Source organism: Paenibacillus sp. FSL R10-2734, assembly GCF_037963865.1.
Lineage (GTDB): Bacteria > Bacillota > Bacilli > Paenibacillales > Paenibacillaceae > Paenibacillus_AQ.
On the sequence record NZ_CP150170.1, the window covers coordinates 1,106,090 to 1,127,670 of the forward strand.

A 21,581-nucleotide genomic window follows, 5' to 3' on the forward strand; every position below is an offset into this window, starting at 1 on the left:
AAGTTTAGAATGCCATGTAGGTTTATTATCGGCAGAAATCATGATCCAATGAAGATGAATCTGGAACTGTGAACACGGATTTCTCGAATGCAATGGATATCGTGGACTTCTTGGTAGGCAAAGGTCTTGTTTTCCGCTAGGCGGGATTTTTTTATCTAATTGGACTCTAAACACAACAAGACTGGATTCACAGTGTTCTTTACGGTTATCCTTAGATTAGGGATAGGAGGGTTCATAAGTATGAGTAGAGAGCAAATCCTAGACGAGCTTAGATCGCAATTAAAACTGGGCAATCATATTATTGGAGTAGCCACAGGTGCTGGAATAACTGCGAAGTATGCGAAGCAGGGTGGCGCCGATTTCCTTCTGATGTTAAATTCGGGTAAATTCCGCCAGATGGGGAGGAGTTCTCTCGCTGGGATTTTGCCATTTTGCAATAGCAATGATATGGTGATGGACTTTGCATCTAGAGAGATCATACCTTTGGTAAGAGATATTCCTATTATTTTTGGCCTCAATGCAACCGATCCGACAAAAGACATGGAGACCTACATCAGTGAGATAAAGAATAAGGGGTTTTCCGGAATTAATAATTACCCCACGGTTGGATTAATAGATGGTCAATTTGGAGAAGCGCTCGAAGAAGAAGGGAATAGTTATCTACTTGAAGTAGAAGCTATAAGAATAGCCCATGAAAAAGATTTGTTTACCATAGCCTTTGTATTTGATGAAACCCAAGCAGTTCAGATGATCGAGGCTGGAGCGGATATTATTTGTGCGCATTTAGGCTTAACTGAAGGGGGATTATTAGGAGCTAAAAAAGTATTCTCTCTGGAAGCTGCCAAGGCTAAGGCGGACAAGATTTTTAATACATGCAATGCGCTAAAGCCAAATTTAATTAAATTGGTTTATGGTGGTCCAGTGAAAACGCCAATTGATGTGCAATATATGTACAGTAATAATCAAAACTTGATGGGTTATATCGGGGGATCTGCTTTTGAAAGAATTCCATCGGAGAAGTCCATTACGAATATAACCAAAGCTTTTAAAGTATCGGGCACGCTGGATGAAGATGATTTTATGGTTAAAATGTTAGACGGAATCACAAAGCACTATGATTATGTTGAATTTGTAAAAGAATACGTTGCGCAAAATTATATGAATGAGATCTTGTTTGCAGATTTAGCTAAGGTGGCGCATGTATCCCGAAGTTACTTAAGTAGCTTGTTTACCAAAAAAGTAGGCTGCAGCTTCCAAACGTATCTCGTGCAATTTCGGATGGATAAGGCAGCGGAAATATTACATAGAGACAATATCCAGTTATCTGAGCTAGCGCCATTAGTTGGATACCAAGACTATGCGCAGTTTAGCAAAATGTTTAAGAAGTACAAAGGTTACTCTCCGAAACAATATAAATCTAACATAAACACAAAAACATAAGACATAAAAGCGTTTTCATAGATAAACCAAAGAAGTATGATTAACTCATAAGTTGATCATGCTTTTTTTGTTGCAGATATTTGAAGAGGAGGTTGAAGAAATGAAGACGATTGCCATTGCCGGAACTTTTGACACCAAAGGTGAAGAATATCTCTACATTAAAAATTTGCTAGAAAGCTTGGAGCTAGGTACGTTTACGATTCATACGGGTGTGTTTGAGCCCACATTTACACCGGATATCTCCAACCGAGAAGTAGCAGAAGCCGCGGGTGTAAGTATAGATGAGCTCGTGGCCAAGAAAGATAGAGCATTAGCAACAGAATTATTAGCCAAAGGTATGGAAAAATTAGTACCTGAATTATATAAGCAAGGCAAATTTGATGGAATTATTTCCTTTGGGGGGACTGGAGGTACCTCGCTTGTTACACCTGGTATGCGGGCATTGCCTATTGGTGTACCTAAAGTGATGGTTTCGACCGTAGCTTCAGGGAATACCGCTCCATATGTAGGCACTAGTGATATTGTCATGATGCCATCCGTAGTAGACGTTGCTGGACTGAACTCCATTTCAACAAAGATTTTTACCAATGCAGCCTTCGCCATCGCCGGTATGCTTAAATTTGAGAATAAACAAGCGATAGAGAAAAAACCTTTAATTGCTACAACGATGTTTGGGGTAACAACACCTTGTGTAACAGCGGCCCGTAACTATCTTGAAGCTAGAGGATATGAAGTGCTTGTATTCCATGCAACAGGTGTAGGCGGCCAGTCCATGGAAGCGTTAATCGAGGCTGGTTTTATTGAAGGCGTATTGGATTTGACCACAACTGAATGGGCGGACGAAATTATTGGCGGCGTGCTGAATGCAGGACCTCATCGGTTAGAAGCTGCTGGTAAACATCTTATTCCGCAGGTTGTATCGGTAGGCGCGCTTGATATGTGCAACTTTGGCCCTTACGATACGGTACCCGAGAAATTTGCTGGACATAAGTTCTATAAGCATAACCCTACAGTTACTTTGATGAGAACAACGGTAGAAGAAAATGAAGCCATCGGCAAGAAGCTTGTCGAGAAATTAAATATGGCCAAAGAGAAAACGGTATTAATGTTGCCTCTTAAAGGGATATCCGGCATTGATGTTGCAGGGGAAGCTTTTTATGGCGTAGAGGAAGATCAAATGTTATTTGATACCTTGAGAAATGGTGTGAACAGAAATGTTGTCGAGGTTATCGAAATGGAATGTGCCATTAATGATGTAGAGTTTGCAGAAGCAGCAGCTCAAAAGCTAATAGATCTCATGAGCAAATAACACTAACACAGAACATTTAAATAATGATGGAGGCGTTACACATGAACAAAAATACAAGAACTGAAATCATGGCGAAGTTTAGAGAAGAAGTGGCAAATGGAAAGATTCTTTTAGGTGTTGGGGCTGGTACAGGGATTACTGCAAAAAGCAGTGAAGCTGGCGGAGCGGATATGCTGATTGTTTATAATTCAGGAAGATACAGAATGGCAGGTCGTGGATCATTGGCAGGGCTTTTATCTTATGGAGATGCCAATCAAATCGTAGTCGAAATGGGCTCTGAGGTATTGCCTGTTGTAAAAAATACCCCTGTATTAGCAGGTGTATGTGGAACGGACCCTTTTAGAGTGATGGAGGTTTATTTGAAACAACTTAAGGAACAAGGTTTCAGTGGTGTGCAAAACTTCCCAACCGTAGGTTTGATCGATGGCGTATTCAGACAGAATCTAGAAGAGACAGGGATGGGATATGGTTTAGAAGTAGATATGATTAGAGCTGCGCATGAATTGGATATGCTCACAACTCCTTATGTGTTTGATCCTGAGCAAGCTAAAGCCATGGCAGAAGCAGGCGCAGATATTTTGGTGGCGCATATGGGCTTGACTACCAAAGGTACAATTGGAGCTAAGACAGCTCTTACATTAGATGATTGTGTTGAAAGAATTGAAGCCATTATTAAAGCAGGGAAAGCAGTAAATCCAGATATTATGGTGATTTGTCACGGTGGACCAATTGCTGAACCAGAAGATGCTGCGTACGTAATTGAACGGACAGAAGGCATTGACGGATTCTTTGGTGCATCCAGTATTGAAAGATTTGCTGCTGAAAAAGGGATTACGGAGCAGACCGGATTATTTAAAAAAATCACCAAACAAGCATAAATGTCTTCGGCGTCCTTATATTTTAAAAGAACCCTCCGAAGAGGGTGATCTGAATAAAACAGATATTAAGGTGTAGCTTATGGCTGCACCTTTTTGTTATCTATTAGAAGAAGCTAGTTATTACTCAAAGGCAGCCAAGCCAAAATATCGCGGATTTTAGCATCCCAGTATCCCCATTCATGTGTTCCCGGGCCTTCCTCGTAGGTGAAATCAAGGGAGGTTTCTCGGCACGCATCGCGAAATTTCAGATTATCTGTGTACAGGAAATCTTCTGTGCCGCAGCATTGATACAGCGCTGGTTTGGGTCCGGTGGAGCGGTTCACTTCCTCGAGCAACCATAGTAGATCTTCGGGCGTTCCGGAGATATCTTCTGTGCCGAAGATCATTTCGTATTCCTTGCTTTTGACGGTAGGATCTTCCTCATTTAAAAAACGATGCGCCATATCAAGTGCTCCCGACAAACTTGCTGCTGCTGCAAAAGATTCCGGTTTACCTAGTCCCAGCTTAATTGCCCCGTAACCACCCATCGACAACCCTGCTACAAAGTTATCCTCACGTTTATCTGACAGCGGGAAGAACGAGCGCGCAAGCATCGGCAACTCTTCACTAATAAAGGTCCAATAACGACCGCCAACCGCCATATCCGTGTAGAAACTGCGATGCACATTCGGCATAACTACAGCTATTCCCATCTCGGCTACATATCGTTCTATAGAAGTCCGGCGCAGCCAGATCGAATCATCGTCTGACAAACCGTGTAGCAAATACAGCGTAGGGTGAAGTTCGCCTCTTGTTACGTTGCTCATCCCGATTTGTGTGGTTGTTTTTTGCGGCAAAATTACAGTCATTGAGGTGTTCAATCCTAGCACTTCTGAATAAAATTTACACTCTATTAAAGCCATTTCATCCATCCCCTCTCTTTCCAAATGATAGCATAGAGCAAAAGTGAGAGATATTGTAGAAATATCTGAATTATTAAGGTTTTGAGGATTGCTGTAGCTGGATATGAAAGAATATAATGGAAGTAGAAAAATAAGGAAGAAACGTGCAAATATGAAAGCATTCTCGTAGGCGGGAGGTAAAAAGTAGGATGGAATCAGGCCTAAAGCAGGAAAAAGGATTTACATTGATCGAAGTGCTAGCCGCTATTGTGATCTTGTCGATAGTTTCCCTGGTACTTACGTCTTACTTTACAAACGCCATGAGTTACTCTAAATCGAACCAGAACAAGACGATTATGGTCAATCTGGCGCGGAACGCGCTTTTTTATGTGGAGAAGCAGGATTTTGAGAAGATGAGCGATTTCTTTGCAACAGATCCACTAGAGCATAAGAAGATTGTAGAAGCAGGTGGGGAAACACCCATGATCAAGGCTTCGGAGTGTACAACGAAATTAACATGCGTATATAGCGATATTTTTGTGAATTCCGGAGCACTACCAGATGTATTAAATCCAGTCATTAACAACATCAAATATGAGATTAATATTCGCTACCAGTCCCAACTTCATCAGGAGATGCAAGAGGGAAAGGATAGTGGTGGAGGGGTCGATATTCGTAAGAGTGAAATGGCACCCTATCTGATACCTGTCGAGGTAGAAGTGAGTGGGAATGGAGGACCAGGAGGAAAAACTTACACTACGGTAGTGGAGGGATATATTACGGATGAGAAGATTCGCTAACTGCCTAAAAAATCAGCAGGGCTTCACACTGATTGAGATGATCGCCGCGATTACCCTATTCGCTATGGTTGCAGGAATGATCTCTATGGTGATGATGTTCGGTTTTCGTAGCTATCATAAAATAACGATTGAGAACTCACTTCGTGAGGAAGCAGATTTGATTATGTCATCTATAATTAATGAATTATATGTATTCGGGCCTACTAGAGTGGAGAATACGATAGATGGATTGAATTTGATAAAGGATATTGATGGTGTTATCTCCTCACGGACTATCCAGTTTGTGAAGGAAGAAGTATCTGCCGAAGGAAAGGAGAACATTCCTACCAAACTTACTATTAATAGTACCATAAACGATCCTCGTACCTCGATACAGTCCGACCTTACTGGGTCTACGATCGTTTCTACTAACTCTAATGGTATGGATTGCAAGCTTGATGCTCCTTGTGGAAGTGGGTTGGTCGATATAAAACTACTTTTAACTCAGCATTACGATGGAAGGACATATGATATGGAGATGGTGAGCAAATTTGGTTTTTAGGGGGAAACACATAATGACGGGACAACCTACCAGGTATGCCTATGTCAAGAAAGCTCATATCAAGAAAGCTCATATCAAGTTAAACCATTTAAAGGAAGAGAGAGGTTCGGCACTTGTATTGGTAATGTTCATTCTACTACTTCTTACTATTCTAGGATTGAGTGTGCTGAGCGCGACAATAGGTGGTGCACAGCGTACAGAGACGCGTAAAAATGATGTGCAAAGTCTACACTTAGCTGAAAAAACGCTTGATGAGGCTGTGGCGTATATTACGTCGAGATTAAATAAAGAGATAGAGACGAATAGAGATATGAGCCAAGCAGAACTGGATCAGTCGATAAATAATTTTTTGACTACACTGAAAACCACTCCAGATACACCTTCGGCAGGTCTTAAGGCAAGTACTGATCTGGCAAACGCAAGTGGAAAAATAAGTGGAATTACATATGCGTTAGAGAGGACGATTGGAACTGAAACGTTGGTCAAATACATAGTGACTATCAACTCGGAGGCTGAAGTTAACGGGGTCAAGCGTAACCTTAAACAAAGGGTATTTATTGATACTTTTCCTGACTTTCTTAAATACACTATAGGGTCAGAAAACAATCTTACGATTAATGGATCACCCTCAATTATTGGTGATATTTACGCAGGGGGTAAACTAATTGTTAGCGACAAGGCGGAGTACACCTATAAGAAAAATTTTCATAGCCTTATATCGTCTCCCTTTGAGTTAGACGGTATGGCGTATGTTCAATCCCTTGATAAGCTTATATATCGAGAAGATGGTAAAAGTGAGTTAAAGGCTTCTGATATTACAAAGGAAACTATAATGACAGGTAAGATCCCTCAAGATAAGGTGGGAATTCGAAGTCGTCGGACATTTGTAGAGGTCAATGTAGAGGGCTCATTTGTAGACAAAGTAGCAGAAGCAATAGGACCGGGTGCTGACAGAACTGCGATTCGGAATAAGCTTGCTACAGGGAGCCTAGCATCGTATTTAATGGGTATGAATCTTTATAATTTTGACGCTATTGAACAGGCTGACTTGATTAAGCCGGTTCTCCAGGATGATACACCTGAAGCTCAGTTGGCCTATGATAAAGCGGTGAATAACTTTACTACAAAAGTAAATATTATAAAGGGTCCCCAAAAATCTGTTATTTATAAAGGAAATCTGAATCTTGACGGTAGTAATGATTTTCCGGGAATTTTATATTCAGAGAATGATAAAAACTTATCATCACCTCGTAAGTGGTTTATTGTTGATGGGAATTTAATCATTGATAACTTTGGTAAAGAAAAAGCAGTAGAGATACTTGCTAATGTTTTGGTGACAGGAAAGGTAGAGATTCGGGGGAATGTTAAATTTGATTCTACCATGTTTGTACTGAAAGAACCCTCGACTATTGATGGGATTACCGAACATACTACTTTGGTTGAAGATGCAACACTTCAAGGATTGGATGGCAAGGAGCTAGTATTAATCTCCCGTGGGCCAATACTTATTAATCGCTTGGCCGCCTTCACTAACACCCCTACCAAGCTAGATGCTTTTTTCTATACAGATTCAGATGCAGAATTATACGGAGTGGGGTCCATGTTCTCACTTAGCGGAGGTTTTTTTGCGAAGGGAGATCTTACTATAAATGCTGTACGGGGAACAGCTGTAGAGAAAGAGAATATGATTGCAATAGACAACAATAGAAATTTAATCCGGTTTAAGGCAGCGTATAATGATCAGGTCTTTCAGGATCAGAACGCCGGACTTCCCCGTGTCAAGACAGTGAATATTAGCGTAGAAGACATGCAGTTAGAATAGCAATTGAATATGGAGCAAATAAACCCCCGAGGCGCTAAACTTTGCGACTCGGGGGTTTTGCCTTTTTAGTAACGATCTTCGTTCTCTACAATCACCTCTACAGAGGCTTGGATTTTAGGGTCTTCAATATACGAAACAGTAATAGTGGCTTTCCCCTTCTTTAGACCGGTTATTTTACCATCTGCTGAAACTTCCAGGATAGCTGTGTTGCTGCTTGTCCAGAGGAGTTTATCTTTAAAGTCATTCTTGATTAAACTTCCTGGCCAAAGCACAAGTTCGTTATTAAATAAATCTCTGGAATTATCAGACCCAACTCCTATTTTGTATGTTGCAGGTAAGGATAGGTTAATTAATTTAACACCAATTGCTATTTCTTTAAAGGCTTCAATCACAGGGGCAGAGTCCACCACCATCACTTTAACCTTGATTGATTTGGTAAACACGTTGCCCTTTAACATTATTGATTTGTTATCAGGAGAAGGTACGAATGTTGCATAATTGCTGCCGTTACCTTCGAGGCTCCATTCGTATTGAACAGAATCGGAATTCTCTGCAAGCAGAACGACAGACACATTTAACGGGATCTCACTTCCAATATTCACAAAAGAATCACCGTTAATCCGTATTTCACGAACAGGATTAGTAATTTTAATTGTATGTTCATCAGTATCGGCTCCATCAGGCTTCCGGGTTGTTTTCACCGTAGCTACAATAGTTACAAATCCAGATTGTTTAGCCTGCAAGGTGGCGTTACTTCCGATGGATGAATCAGGATTCTTGGTTATCGTTGCATCGGCTGAATTAGATCCTGGCTTGATGGACCATTCGTAGCCGGTTATCGTTTCTTCAAAGGGCTCATAGCTGGCTTCGAAGGGAATTTTCTCGCCGACTATAGCGTGATCTGCTCCCTTAATAGTTAAATCAGGTGAAACCACAGTTACTAATACAGTGGTAGAAACCCTACTTCCATCGTTTCTTACATCTCTTGCTGTAATCACTAATGTTGCTGCTTCAGCTCCAGCTCTCAGACCTGTAATGACCCCTGTCTCTGTAACTGATACAACATCTGGCTGCAACGACAACCAAATTACTTCTTTATTGTTGGCATCCTCAGGCGTTATAACGGGTAGAAGTTTCAGTTCACTACCTATCCGAATTCGAGTATCTTGAAGTTGAATGCTTGCTACTTTAACGATCGCTTCAAAGGAGATCGGCGAGAAGCTTATTGTTACCCGGTCCCGTATGACTGGTGTCGGATTCGGTAAATTCCCAGTGAATGAAGATAGCTCAATACTGTGCCCACCATTATATTGAGAGATGGATTTTCCGATTACCGAGCCAACAATATCACCTGTAAAAGATATATTTGCTAATGGAGCCAGAATTGAACCATAGATTTTGTATCCATGTAGGTTCAATGAAGTAGCTTCATAAAAATTGTATAAAACGTTATTACTGCGCACTCCCTCGAGGGTATTGGAACCATTGCTGACGGTTACATTCTGTCCAGGAATATTGACAACAGTAGTGGAACTAGGTGGTGTATTAATGTTCAGACTTTTAATATTTCCATTGATTGGTGATAAATAAAAGACGTTAAGGTTAGGATCAATCCCTTTTAGAGTGATGGTGTGCTCTGGACCTGTTGGTTTGGCAGTCTCCGGTAATGTTGCATACGATAAGGAGCGACTTTTCAGGCCTTTCGCAACCTCAGCGAAATTAATGAACTTATCTTTATGCAGGGTTTGTTTAAGGAGGTAATCTGGAGCAGTTATACTACCTCCGTAATAAGCCATCCCATTCAGTGTACCGCCATCTAAGCTCAGGTTTCCACCTGCTACAATAGTCGCAGTAGTTTTGGTATTCGTTAATGATTGCCCTACACCAAAAGAGTTGATATATATATTCCCGCCTGCTGCTATGCGCCAGTTATTGGTGAATCCAATGTTTCGAAAATCAATGTTCTCTAGCATAAAGATTGAATGATCATTAGCTATGCCGAGTGAAGTGATTGGAGCGCTGGATCCAGGAAAAGTAAGTGCCTCTGCATGAATATCCTCATAAGTGATTTTTGAATTATCTAGCAGGTATAACTTCTTTTCCTGCGGAACTGCTATAAGACTAAAAGAGATAGTAGTACTGTTTTCTGGCGTATAAGATTTGACGTTGTTACTCTCTGTTAACTTGTAAGTGATGTTTCCTAGATTTTTAGTTAAAGTATATCCTGTGCTTAAAGTACCGCTCTTGGTCATACCATCCGGGAGAGGTTCGCTAAATTCCAAATTCGGAGGAAACTTTTCTTCAAACTGAACGTCTGAAATCACTAGGTTATTAATTCCTTGTTCACCGGGATCAACAGCAAGATAGGGAACAGAGTTTGGCGTTACAGTGTACGTAAATATAATCGGCTTACCCTTCTCAACAGTAGCGGAAGGCTGTGTACGTTGAATCGTGAGGTTCGAATCGATCTTTTGTACAGTCACGTTTACGATTTTAGTTGAGAGTGCGCCTTGTTTATCCCAAGCAGTAATCTCGATTTGAAGATTTCCACCTGCAGGGAGAGGGTTGTTAAAAGCCTGAGTAACTGTCTCTCCAGATAAAATTGCCTTCTCGTTCATTATGTAGCCGGCAATTACATTGTCGTTTTGTTTAAACTTTACACTGGTAAATAGGTTCTTGTCCTTCAAATCCCAGTCATCGACTGTATAACTGACGACCAGTTGGTTCTGATACGAAGGCTTTATACTGTTGTCAGAGGGTGTGTGCACTGTGATTTCCGGAGCATGATTAGCACCTGTAAATGCACGGTACATCGTATTTACGAACAACTTTTGTTCCCACTTTGGAAAAGACGTTGCTTCATTTTTTTTATAAGATGTTCCAATGATATGTCCGGTTCCTGAGTAAGTCACATTTCCTTTTGAATACGTATAGTAATGGTTCCAGCTATCATTGCTATCCCGGTTACTACCAGTGATATTGTACCAAGGGGTCACTGAGGGGTCCTCTAAGTCAAGGGTGAAATATTGATTATGTGTACTGGCTACAGTATTCCTACCATCTTGAACACTTAAATTAAAAGGATATTGTGTGAGTAACCCATCATTCACAGGAGTAATAGATGTTGATGTGCTTGGAGCATTTAATCCCAAGTTGGTCTGAGGGGTGGTTTGACCGGTAATTCCTTGGAACTTCTTCGTCCATTGGCTGCTATTGTTGTTGCTGGTGTTAATATAAATAGTATCGTGAGTGAACATGGCAGATTGTTTAGTTTCATTTATGAATTTTAATACGGCATCCGCCGAAAGTTCGTTAATTGGAGCTTTTTCATTGTATATATCCCGGAATCCAAATAGGAGCATGTCGTATGTGCCGTTCAAACCGTATTTTGGTGTAGAACTTTCCTTATTCTTAATGTAATCGTTGAATTGAGTCATTGTTTTTGTATCGATAACCAGTTCGTAGTCTTTGTCTAGGCTATTTAGAAAACTGGAATCCATTACTAATTCATTATTAATGAGTTGGCTGTCATTATTTCCATCAGGTAATATCTGCAATACATTAACCATCGTCTTCTTACCCTTAAATTGGATAGTACCGGTAGTGAAATCACTTAGAACCTTTTGATTCAGAGAATCTACCGCCTCTAGCTTCCAATATAATAGACCTGAATAAGTCTTAGGAATCTTATATTTGATTTCACCGGCTGGCGAAGTGCTCAAGGACGTGGTAGCAACGACTTGATCTTCAGTCATTTTTATGGACTTATCTAAGCCCAGATAGAGCTTAACAAGTATAGGATTTGTTCCTAAATTAACATTTGAAACTTTGAACTTGAATGTGAGCTCATCGCCGGGCGTATAGATCTTGGGTACAGTCGCACCGTATTCGATAATTTGACTCTTGTTAGTAATCTCTAGTTGAGGTCTTTGCTTCAATTTGGACAAATAAGTGGAATTACTTTTTTTCAATTCGGAGATAAAGGCATTTAACTCAGAATCATTGAAGAATAGAACATTGGATTTTGGGGTTAATGCCTGGTATGTATTAAAGGTCTTATATAAAATTCCGTTCTGTGTTGGAGCTGAGAAGGGCTGCTTGTGGAAAATTACATATAACCCTTTGTTAATAAAATAATCGGTAATTTCTTTAGCTTTTAGATTAGTTATGTCGTTCATGACAGATTTAGTATTATGGTCTTTTCCAGAGACCTTATTCGTACTGTAAGTCCCCCTCCCTATATAAACCGCATCATATCTCCCGTCCAGATCATCCCGCAGGGCCACAAAGCGCTTTATACTCATTGTATCAACCGTGAAGTTAGATAATCCCGTTGTTAGAGATGTAAGCTCGCTGGTCCCGTTCTCTGTAACCTCCAGCATCCGAATCTGATAATCATTTGAACTGGCTTCGACATTTGTGAAGTGATTTTTGATAGGTAGAACAAGCAGAAGGAGAAGTAGGATGGATACTGTAAACAGATAAATCTTTTTGTTACTGGCGAAATTCATGGTCATCTCTCCCTGGTTGTTAACTATTGGCAGATATGGTCGTATCGTGTGTTATATATGCTAGTTTCCGACAGCTTTTTCAGCTGAATTCGTTGTAAAATTTCCCAATCTATGTTATATACATTCTAGGACATTCGGCATTGATAGACAACATAAATCTATTGAAATATACCTATTAATTTATAACTAAAGTCCTAAGTATGTTGAAAAATACTTTAGTCGGACAAATTCATGGATCCGTAATTATGGAAAAAATATTTTAATTTTTTTGTAGAAATTAAACTGGTAATTTATTTTCTTTTTTCTACTAGCATTATCCATTATTGAGGTCGGCATAAAGGTATAACCAATAACGGCATATGGAGCTGAACGGACATGGCCATCGCGAAAAAGAGACTTGGAGATTTGCTGGTAGAAAATAATATTATTTCGCAGGAGCAGCTGCTTGAAGCACTTGCGGAACAGCGTAAGAGCAAGCGTAAGCTTGGCGATCTGCTCATCTCTCAAGGCTATATCACGGAGCAGCAGCTGATTGAAGTGCTTGAATTCCAGCTCGGCATTCCGCATGTCAGTTTATTTAAATACCAGATTGATCCTGCGATTACGCAGATTATTCCTGAAAGTATGGCTAAGCGTTACCAGGTGCTTCCGTTCTTAAAAGAGGGCGGTAAGCTGATGGTTGCGATGGCCGATCCGCTGGATTATTTTGCGATAGAAGATTTACGAATGAGTACAGGGTTCCGGATCGAACCTGCTATTTCCACTAGGGATGAGCTGCAGAGGGCGATTGCGCGTCATTATGGGATGCGTGATTCTATGAATCAGATGCTAGTAGAGCTCCCGACACAGGAAGAGATAGAAGAAACGGAGATTACAGACGAGGACTCTCCAATCGTACGTTTGGTCAACCAGATGATTCAGCAGGCTGTTGCTCTGCGGGCGTCTGATATACATATGGATCCAGGTGAGAATAATTTAACGATCCGCTACCGCATTGATGGAACCTTACGGACAGAGCGGATTATTCCTAAGCAGATGCAGGGCTTTATCACCGCTCGTCTGAAAATAATGGCCCGACTAAATATCGCAGAACGACGTTTGCCACAAGACGGGCGAATCAAAATGCAGTTTGATTACAAAATGGTAGATATTCGTGTGTCCTCATTGCCGACGATGCACGGAGAGAAGATCGTGCTGCGGTTGCTAGATTTGAGTACTGGGGTTAAATCTGTAGATGCTTTGGGATTCAGTGAGGGGAATGCTGAAGCTTTTAAGGAAATGATCGCACGTCCTTATGGAATCTTGCTAATCACGGGACCTACAGGTAGTGGGAAAACAACGACTTTATATTCAGCACTAAATCAACTCAATGTAGAAAGCGCAAATATTATCACGGTTGAAGATCCGGTGGAATATCAGCTTGAAGGAGTAAATCAGGTGCACGTAAACTCGGCTATTGGGTTAACCTTTGCGGCTGGGCTACGTTCGATTCTCCGGCAAGATCCGAATATTGTAATGGTCGGTGAGATACGGGATGCGGAGACTGCTGAAATTGCGGTTCGTGCTTCATTAACGGGTCATCTAGTGTTGTCTACTTTACATACAAACGATGCGATTAGCTCCGTCTCTCGATTGCGAGATATGGGAGTAGAGCCTTATTTAATTGCCTCTTCGCTAATTGGTGTGGTAGCGCAGCGGCTCGTTCGCAAAATCTGCAACGATTGCAAAGAAACCTACAAACCATCCGAACAGGAAGCGATTATGCTACGCAGCTTAGGATTGCCAGCGGATGAACTGCATCGTGGGCGAGGTTGCGGTAGCTGTAGCAGTTCTGGTTATCGTGGGCGAATAGCGATTCATGAGGTGCTCAGCATTGACGATCACATACGGCAGCTCATTACGAACACTGCTTCAGTAGAAGAATTGCGCGCGGCAGGTAAAGCGCGTGGACTTGTTCAACTAATGGATGACGGACTCCTCAAAGTTAGTCAGGGAATTACGACGTTACAAGAAGTGATGCGCGAGACGGTCTCACACTAAAGTCCATTAGGTTTCTAGTATTTGAAAACAAGGGGGAGCAGCCGATGCCTATATTTACGCGCGATATTAGACAACTATTGCAGACGGCTTACTCCTCCAAAGCTTCCGACTTACATATTTCTGTAGGCTCTCCTCCGGTTATACGTATGGATGGAACGATTCACCCACTTGAGGGTGAACCAGTAACAGCCGATGAAGCTGCAGAAATGGCAGAAGCGCTGCTTGGCAGTGAACGAAGTGAAGTATTTCGGAATGCAGGCGAGGTGGATTTCTCTTATCCGCTGGATGGCGGCGTAAGATTTCGGGTGAACATCTATCGTCAGCGGGGGGAGATTAGTATAGCTGCCCGGGCAATTCCAGCAGAGATTCCAAGTCTAGAACAGCTGACGATGCCTCCGATTTTGTCCACTTTATCACTTAAACCACAAGGTTTGATTCTAGTTACAGGGCCTACGGGCAGCGGTAAATCCTCTACGTTAGCAGCTATGCTGAATTACATTAACAAGACCGAAAGCAAGCATATTGTGACACTAGAAGATCCTATAGAATTTCTGCATGGTCATGGAACCTGTCTAGTGGATCAACGTGAAGTGGGCAGCGATACTGCTAGTTTTGCGAGCGGACTACGTGCCGCGTTACGTCAGGATCCGGATGTTATTCTCGTTGGAGAGATGCGGGATCTGGAGACGATTTCAGCAGCGGTTACGGCCGCAGAGACAGGTCATTTAGTGATGGCTACCTTACATACAACAGATGCACCACAGACGATTGATCGAATTATTGACGCTTTCCCAGGCCATCAGCAAGGGCAGATTCGTTCACAGCTAGCTTCAGTTCTACTGGCAGTAGTCAGTCAGCGGTTGTTTCCAAGAGCTGGAGGGCGGGGGCGAATATGTGCAACAGAGATCTTAGTGAATACACCAGCCGTAGCCAACCTCATTCGCACAGATAAAACACATCAGATTAAAAATGTGATGCAAACCGGACGCTCGCAAGGCATGCATACGTTGGAAATGAGTATCCGTGAGTATCTATCGCAGGAACTCATTCACCCGGCTGCAGCAAAAGCATTTATGGCGGAGGTGAGCGGCTGATGCCTCTTTTTGAATATCAAGTAAAGACAACCGCAGGCAGATCCATTAAAGGAAAGCTAACCGCAACGGATAAACCTACAGCAATGGAGGAGCTACGCAAACGGAACCTTACGGTATTCTCACTGATCGAACGAAAAACAACGATTCTTTCGATGGATATTTATATTGGTAATCCAGTCAAACCGCTTCATTTCATCATTTATTGTAGGCAGTTTGCCACGCTTATGCGTGCAGGAGTGTCGATTGTGGATGCAACGCGTATTTTGGCTGAGCAGACTGAGAGTAAACCGCTCCGTAAAGCACTTGTGGAAGTGAATTCAAGCCTGATGCGGGGTATCTCGTTCTCACAAGCTGTTCAGGATCATAAGAAAATCTTCCCGCAGCTATTCGTCAGCATGATCCGTGCCGGTGAGGAATCCGGTGATATTGAGGGGACGCTCGACAGACTGGCGATGTTTTTTGAGAAGCAGCACTCCACGACAGAGAAGATCAAGTCTGCGCTCACTTACCCGATTACGGTCGGGGTTATGGCGATTGGAGCGGTTATATATCTCCTCTGGGCGATAGTTCCACAGTTTGTAACGATGTTCGAATCGATGAATGCTGAGCTTCCGGCGATTACAAAGATGGTATTAGCGCTTAGCAAAAGCATTCAAGGTCAATGGTATTTCTGGATACTCGGAGTTCTCCTCCTAGTGATAGCTTTTCAGATTACAAAACGCACGGAAAAGGGTGCCTACGCACTCGATTATGCCAAGCTGAAGATTCCGGTGTTCGGCAAGCTGAATCAAAAAGGTTCGATTGCTCAGTTTACGCGTACTTTTTCTTCACTATATGCCAGCTCAGTTCCGATCCTGCAATCCTTAGTGATTGTAGAAGAGGTAGCAGGAAACAAAGTCATTGGGGGATTTATCCGAAGTGCAGGTGATTCGCTGAGACAAGGAAACCCACTTTCTGAACCTCTCAAAAAAGCTTGGGTCTTCCCACCGCTAGTTACACAGATGATTGCGATTGGTGAAGAGACGGGGGCACTCGACACGATGTTGTCTAAGGTAGCGGATTTCTATGAGATGGACGTAGAAAATACCGTTGATCGTCTGAAGTCGCTGCTTGAACCGCTATTGATTGCTTTTCTAGCAGGTGTTGTAGGTGTGATTGTGGCCGCCATTATGCTGCCGATGTTCAGTCTGTACGGTAATATGTGAACTTGCTGTTCCTTGTAAATATTGAGAGGGGTGACGCCGGGGAAGCGGGGCAGGGTCGTAGAGCTTTTGCTGGCGCTAGACAAGGAAGGACGAGCATTGTAGCGGGATTCACGGAAATAAAAGATATAGGCAGTATCATCACACACCACTTAGAGGGGGAAATAAAATGTTAGCACAAGCCATTAAGAGAAGATTGAGCAAAGAGGAAAATCAAAAGGGGTTTACGCTGATCGAGTTATTGGCGGTTATCGTTATTTTGGGGATTATTGCGGTTATTGCGATACCTTTGATTGGGAATGTAATATCTAATGCTAAAAAAGATTCTGATGTGGCTACTGCTCGTCAAATTTATGATGCGGCTCGTTTATATATAATTGGTGAACAGGAAGGAGACTTTATCAGTAAGGAGGTTGCAATTGATAATGCAACTAGTCCGGCAACAGACTTAGTGGGGACTGGTTATTTGGATGAAAATCTGGTTCTGCCTAGTACAAAGGCTGCAATTACAGGAGGGACAGTGGAATTTGATGCTGAAGGTCAGTTAAGTGCTCTGTCAGTGACTTTTGCAGATAGCACAGAAAAAGAGTTCACGCCGGCTGAGGTTCTAAGTTCTGAACCAGCAGCGCCAAAAGAAGATGGAAAAGACTAATAAAGATGGAGTAATAAATTATTAAGAGAACCCCCAAGGAATCGGACTTCCCGATTCCTTTTTTAAAATCCAGAAAGCCAACAGAGGACATCCATGACGATATACATCGCAAGTTACATCATATTACTGGGCTTGACTCTAGGCTCCTTTTATAACGTAGTGGCACTGCGGGTGCCAGCTAAGGAATCGTTGCTTAATCCACCGTCCCATTGCCCGAACTGCAATACGCGGCTGAAGGCACGGGATTTGTTTCCGGTGATAAGCTACCTGCTGTCAGGAGGCAAGTGCCGTCACTGCGGCACAAGGGTGTCACCTTTATATCCGCTAGGAGAAGCGGTAACGGGTTTGCTTTTTCTATGGGTATACTTGCAATTTGGCCTGACGGGCAAGGGGATTATCGGATACGTACTTGTGAGTTTAGCGGTTATCGTGACAGTTGCGGATTTGAAGTATATGCTGATTCCCAACAAGGTGTTATTGTTTTTTTTACCGCTGCTGCTGATTCTTGTATTGCTATTTCCAGAAGGACCGCTATGGCATCACTTACTGGGAGCTGTGCTTGGGGGAGGTGTCCTTATTCCCTTTGTTTTGTTAGGAGGGATGGGTGCCGGAGATGTGAAGTTATTTGCGCTGCTGGGCTTGGTGATAGGATTTCCGAATGTGATTTTGGCTTTTTTGGTGGCTTGTCTGCTTGGAAGTGTGGTTGGAGGGCTACTAATGCTGCTCGGTATCATCAAACGCAAACAACCGGTTCCTTTTGGTCCATGGTTAGCAATCGGTGCTTTAATTAGTTTCGGATATGGTTCACACATCATTGGCGCGTATCTCTCGCTCATCGGATAGGAGGTGATCATCTATTGTACTCATACATGAGTTTACGATGATTAAGGAGTTGTTATCGGATGATTCTAGCGAGGAAAGTTAGACTTCTTCCAACACCTGAACAGTTGAAACAACTTTGGAAGTCTGCAGGGACGGCACGTTGGGCATATAACTGGGCATTGGCTAGACAACACGAGAACTACAAGAACGGCGGTAAGTTCATTCCCGATGGTGACTTACGAAAAGAATTGACGATATTGAAACGAACTGAGGAACTGACTTGGCTTTTTGAAGTGTCTAATAACGTGACAAAACAAGCGATTAAGGATGCTTGCGAAGCATTTAAACGATTTTTCAAGAAAAAAGCACAGTTTCCACGATTCAAGAGTAAGAGGAAGTCCAAGCCTGCTTTCTATAACGATAACGTCAAGCTAAAAGTAAAAGACAGCATTGCCTTGATTGAGAAAGTAGGTTGGGTTCAAACGGCTGAACCACTCCCGATGGACGTTAGTTATATACAACCGAGGGTTAGTTTTGATGGAAAGTACTGGTATTTGGCTATAGGTATCGAGCAAGACATGCACATCACTGAACTGACGGATGTTACACTAGGTATCGATGTGGGCATTAAGGACTTAGCCGTTCGTTCAGATGGAGAAAGATACAAGAACATTAACAAAACAAAAGTAGTGCGTTGGACGAAGAAACGCCTTCGTAGGTTGCAAAGAAGCGTTTCTCGTAAATACGATATGAACAAGGAGGGAAACCGTTTCGCCAAGACAAGCAACATTATAAAACAGGAAAAACAAATACGTTTGCTTCACCGGAAGCTCGCGAATATCCGTAACAATCATATTCACCAAGTGACAAATTCGATTGTGAAAACCAAGCCATCGAAAATCGTCATCGAAGACTTGAATGTGAGTGGGATGATGAAGAACAAGCATCTATCTAAAGCCATACAAGAGCAGAAACTACACGACTTCAAAGTGAAGCTAACCTACAAGTGTGACAAATACGGTATAGAACTTGTAGAAGCGGACAGATGGTATCCGTCTTCAAAAATGTGTTCCAATTGTGGAACCCTAAAGAATGACTTAAAACTATCTGATCGAGTATATCACTGCACTTGCGGCTTACATATTGATAGAGACTTGAATGCTGCAATCAACCTTGCGAATTGTGGAATACCAATTAGCGATCTAACATGATCTCGTTACCGCTAATATGTAGGACGCGTTGCATCCGAATTTATGCCTGTGGAGTGTCATATCAAACGAAAGTAGCCATTCGGCAAAATCGGATACGTAGAAGCAGGAAGCAAACAAAACTTATAATCTAGTATTTGTTTATGATAGTTTTATAAGTCTTTGGCAACGGACATCGATCATATGCTTGGATTAGGCCCTAAAGTGGCCGGGCTTTCAATTGAAGCTACCGGAATCCGTTACATTAGTTTTAAGAATAAACAGTCATGGGAAGTCCGCAAAAAACGGTTTCTCCCGCTCCTTCCAGGCATGATCATTGAGAATCAGGTGGCGGATAGCGAGGCGCTGTATGATCGGGTCAGGGAGTGGGTGAAGAAGGAAGGGTTAAGGGGCAGCAAGGTTTCCTTGTCTATTCCACCTTCGCAGATCATCATCCGCAAAATGAGCATCCCAAGTACCAACGACAAACAGGTAGAACAGCTTGTGAAGCTGGAAGTGGAGACCGGGCTACATCTGCCATTTGAAAATCCAGTGTACGACTATGTAACGCTCGAAGTGGATGAGGAGCATAGCCATTTGCTTGTTTTTGCCGCTCCGCGAAAATCAATTCAAGATTATGTAGAAATTCTGGAGCGCGCGGGCCTACGAATAAGCAGTGTTGAAATTTCGGCAACGGCATTGGCACGTAGTATAGCGACTGGACACGGAGAGAGCTTTGCGGAAACGATGCTGATTAACTTAGAGCCATCGGTCATGGACATTTATATGTTCAGAAGCGGAAATCCGGTATTCATTCGCACGATTAATTTGCTTGATCTTCATAAGGGTAGAAATATTGCGGCATTGGAATTTATGGCAGACAGTGAGACCTTGGCAGAAACAGCAGTTGCTGTGGAAGAACGCTTATCACCGGAGCAAATGGTGGAGATCACCGCGGAAATCTCGCGGATGCTCAGCTTCTACCAATACAGCTTGCACGATGGCTCAACTCGTATCAAAAACTTAGTCATAACAGGTGCCCCCTCCATTCGTAAACAGCTAGACCTAGAGCTCCAGCAGTCGTTGGCAGAACTCGAAATTACACCGATTAGTCTAGACCAGATGGCTAAAGATGCTGTATCTGATCCCGAGCTAAATGATTACCGAGTTGCAGCAGGGACAGCGCTAAAAAGCAGTATCAGCGTGGACACAATTGACCTACTACCGAGAGAAGATCGGGAGACGTTATTATTCCCTTATGTGACCATGGGTCTTGTGGCGATCTGGCTGGTGGGAACGATTGGGACGGGGATTTATTTTTCGGCCAATAAGGGTCAAATCTCTAATGGTAAAGAAGAGCTGCAAGGCTTACAGGATCGCAGTTTAATGCTACAGGTTGAGCTTGGGAAACTTAAGAACAGCGGACCTGGGCAGTTAGATCGGAAGACGGCAATCGCAGAAATTCAGAACAATAAGGTACTTGCTGTTCCTATTCTGGATGAACTAGTTGAAGGATTGCCGGCGGGTGCTTTTATCCGTGACATTAACTACACCTACCGAACATCGATTGACCTGACTGTAAATGTACCTACGATGGTGGATGCTTCTAACTATTTAAGACAACTACGTCAGATGTCTTTTACAGTGGATTCGCCTATTCAGAGGCTGACCGAAGGAACAACGAATGCAACAACTTCTTCGAATATGTACACTGCTATTTATAAATTAAACTTATTAGCAAATAATCAACAGACAAATGGAACGGATGCAAGCCAAGAGGAGGTGAACAGCGATGGAACAGTTCAATAAATACCGCTCTCCAATTGTACTAGGTGTATTGATTCTGTTCCTGATGCTGTTTGCTTTTTATATGCTGGGTGTTCAGCCGACCAATAAGGAAATATCTGCACAGAACGCCGAGATCAGCCAGCTGGAAAAGGAGGCAGAGATTCTCCAAACTAAAATTAATGAACTTAAAAGCGATGCTACTTCTGTGGATTCGGAACAACAAGAACTTCTAGCAGCACTCCCGAAAGGCGATGACAGCGAAGGCTTGATCGTTGATTTGTGGGGAGTTAGCACTTCCTCAGAAGCGCGACTAAAAGATGTTAGCTTTATTTTGGATGAGGCTAATCCGATTCAGCAAATGACAGGCTCAGCAGAAGTACTGTTCCCGACTGTCAAACAGATCAAAATGACTGCGGTAATAGAAGGTACGTATACGGGTATACGACAGTGGATGGAGGATTTACAGAAGCTGCCCCGTATCGTGAATGTAGACTCGTTTAATTTTCAACAATCCTATGAAGAGCGATCTAATGATAGTCCTGAAAGCATCTTGACCGCGAACGTAGCTTTTACCGCTTATTTTGAGGCTACTACTCCATCTTCCAATTAGGCTT

16 protein-coding genes are annotated in these 21,581 nt (G+C 42.5%); 14 read left to right on the forward strand and 2 right to left on the reverse strand.

The window, feature by feature from the left end; genetic code table 11:
* Positions 1 to 240: 240 nt before the first annotated feature.
* The 3 genes from NSS67_RS04995 (at position 241) to NSS67_RS05005 (ending at position 3,627) form a co-directional block, all read left to right on the forward strand.
* Entirely contained in the window at positions 241 to 1,440 is a 1,200-nt protein-coding gene (locus tag NSS67_RS04995) for a phosphoenolpyruvate hydrolase family protein (RefSeq protein WP_339318593.1), read from the forward strand.
* Between the two features lie 100 nt (positions 1,441 to 1,540).
* The gene (locus tag NSS67_RS05000; RefSeq protein WP_339318594.1) at positions 1,541 to 2,749 is read left to right on the forward strand and encodes a Tm-1-like ATP-binding domain-containing protein; all 1,209 of its coding nucleotides are present in this window, start codon (positions 1,541 to 1,543) and stop codon (positions 2,747 to 2,749) included.
* A 41-nt stretch (positions 2,750 to 2,790) separates the two neighbouring features.
* Positions 2,791 to 3,627 carry a phosphoenolpyruvate hydrolase family protein gene (locus tag NSS67_RS05005; RefSeq protein WP_042192344.1) on the forward strand — a complete coding sequence of 279 codons (837 nt, stop codon included), beginning with the start codon at positions 2,791 to 2,793 and terminating at the stop codon, positions 3,625 to 3,627.
* 113 nt (positions 3,628 to 3,740) lie between these two features.
* On the opposite strand, the gene NSS67_RS05010 is transcribed toward NSS67_RS05005, so the two are convergent.
* Complete coding sequence (locus NSS67_RS05010; RefSeq protein WP_339318595.1) at positions 3,741 to 4,529, reverse strand: alpha/beta hydrolase family protein; 789 nt, start codon at positions 4,527 to 4,529, stop codon at positions 3,741 to 3,743.
* Positions 4,530 to 4,717: 188 nt separating this feature from the next.
* Here NSS67_RS05010 and NSS67_RS05015 point away from each other — a divergent pair, with 188 nt between their 5' ends.
* Genes NSS67_RS05015 through NSS67_RS05025 form a run of 3 tightly spaced genes read left to right on the forward strand, consistent with a single transcriptional unit; the run spans position 4,718 to position 7,671 of the window.
* Complete coding sequence (locus NSS67_RS05015) at positions 4,718 to 5,308, forward strand: type II secretion system protein (protein ID WP_339318596.1); 591 nt, start codon at positions 4,718 to 4,720, stop codon at positions 5,306 to 5,308.
* Positions 5,292 to 5,849, forward strand: coding sequence for a prepilin-type N-terminal cleavage/methylation domain-containing protein (locus NSS67_RS05020; protein WP_339318597.1), 558 nt, complete (start codon positions 5,292 to 5,294; stop codon positions 5,847 to 5,849). Before NSS67_RS05015 ends, NSS67_RS05020 begins: the two co-directional genes overlap by 17 nt.
* A 13-nt stretch (positions 5,850 to 5,862) precedes the next feature.
* Positions 5,863 to 7,671, forward strand: coding sequence for a hypothetical protein (locus NSS67_RS05025; RefSeq protein ID WP_339318598.1), 1,809 nt, complete (start codon positions 5,863 to 5,865; stop codon positions 7,669 to 7,671).
* A 65-nt stretch (positions 7,672 to 7,736) separates the two neighbouring features.
* Here NSS67_RS05025 and NSS67_RS05030 read toward each other — a convergent pair whose 3' ends face one another.
* Positions 7,737 to 12,182, reverse strand: coding sequence for a DUF5057 domain-containing protein (locus NSS67_RS05030; RefSeq protein WP_339318599.1), 4,446 nt, complete (start codon positions 12,180 to 12,182; stop codon positions 7,737 to 7,739).
* Positions 12,183 to 12,557: 375 nt separating this feature from the next.
* Here NSS67_RS05030 and NSS67_RS05035 point away from each other — a divergent pair, with 375 nt between their 5' ends.
* From NSS67_RS05035 to pilO, 8 genes are all read left to right on the forward strand, one after another.
* Positions 12,558 to 14,222, forward strand: a complete 1,665-nt coding sequence (locus tag NSS67_RS05035; protein WP_339318600.1) for an ATPase, T2SS/T4P/T4SS family — start codon at positions 12,558 to 12,560, stop codon at positions 14,220 to 14,222.
* A gap of 44 nt (positions 14,223 to 14,266) precedes the next feature.
* Positions 14,267 to 15,316 (forward strand): type IV pilus twitching motility protein PilT, encoded by a 1,050-nt coding sequence (locus tag NSS67_RS05040; protein ID WP_339318601.1) that lies wholly within the window; start codon positions 14,267 to 14,269, stop codon positions 15,314 to 15,316.
* Positions 15,316 to 16,521 carry a type II secretion system F family protein gene (locus NSS67_RS05045; RefSeq protein ID WP_339318602.1) on the forward strand — a complete coding sequence of 402 codons (1,206 nt, stop codon included), beginning with the start codon at positions 15,316 to 15,318 and terminating at the stop codon, positions 16,519 to 16,521. The genes NSS67_RS05040 and NSS67_RS05045 overlap by 1 nt, the downstream gene beginning before the upstream one ends.
* A 166-nt stretch (positions 16,522 to 16,687) precedes the next feature.
* A complete protein-coding gene (locus NSS67_RS05050) occupies positions 16,688 to 17,170 on the forward strand; it encodes a type II secretion system protein (RefSeq protein WP_339318603.1) in 483 nt (160 codons plus the stop codon).
* A 93-nt stretch (positions 17,171 to 17,263) separates the two neighbouring features.
* The gene (locus NSS67_RS05055) at positions 17,264 to 18,013 is read left to right on the forward strand and encodes a prepilin peptidase (RefSeq protein WP_339318604.1); all 750 of its coding nucleotides are present in this window, start codon (positions 17,264 to 17,266) and stop codon (positions 18,011 to 18,013) included.
* Between the two features lie 59 nt (positions 18,014 to 18,072).
* Positions 18,073 to 19,203 carry a transposase gene (locus NSS67_RS05060; protein ID WP_339318605.1) on the forward strand — a complete coding sequence of 377 codons (1,131 nt, stop codon included), beginning with the start codon at positions 18,073 to 18,075 and terminating at the stop codon, positions 19,201 to 19,203.
* A 159-nt stretch (positions 19,204 to 19,362) separates the two neighbouring features.
* The gene (gene pilM / locus NSS67_RS05065) at positions 19,363 to 20,988 is read left to right on the forward strand and encodes a pilus assembly protein PilM (protein ID WP_339318606.1); all 1,626 of its coding nucleotides are present in this window, start codon (positions 19,363 to 19,365) and stop codon (positions 20,986 to 20,988) included.
* Complete coding sequence (gene pilO / locus NSS67_RS05070) at positions 20,972 to 21,577, forward strand: type 4a pilus biogenesis protein PilO (protein WP_339318607.1); 606 nt, start codon at positions 20,972 to 20,974, stop codon at positions 21,575 to 21,577. Before pilM ends, pilO begins: the two co-directional genes overlap by 17 nt.
* Positions 21,578 to 21,581 lie beyond the last annotated feature (4 nt).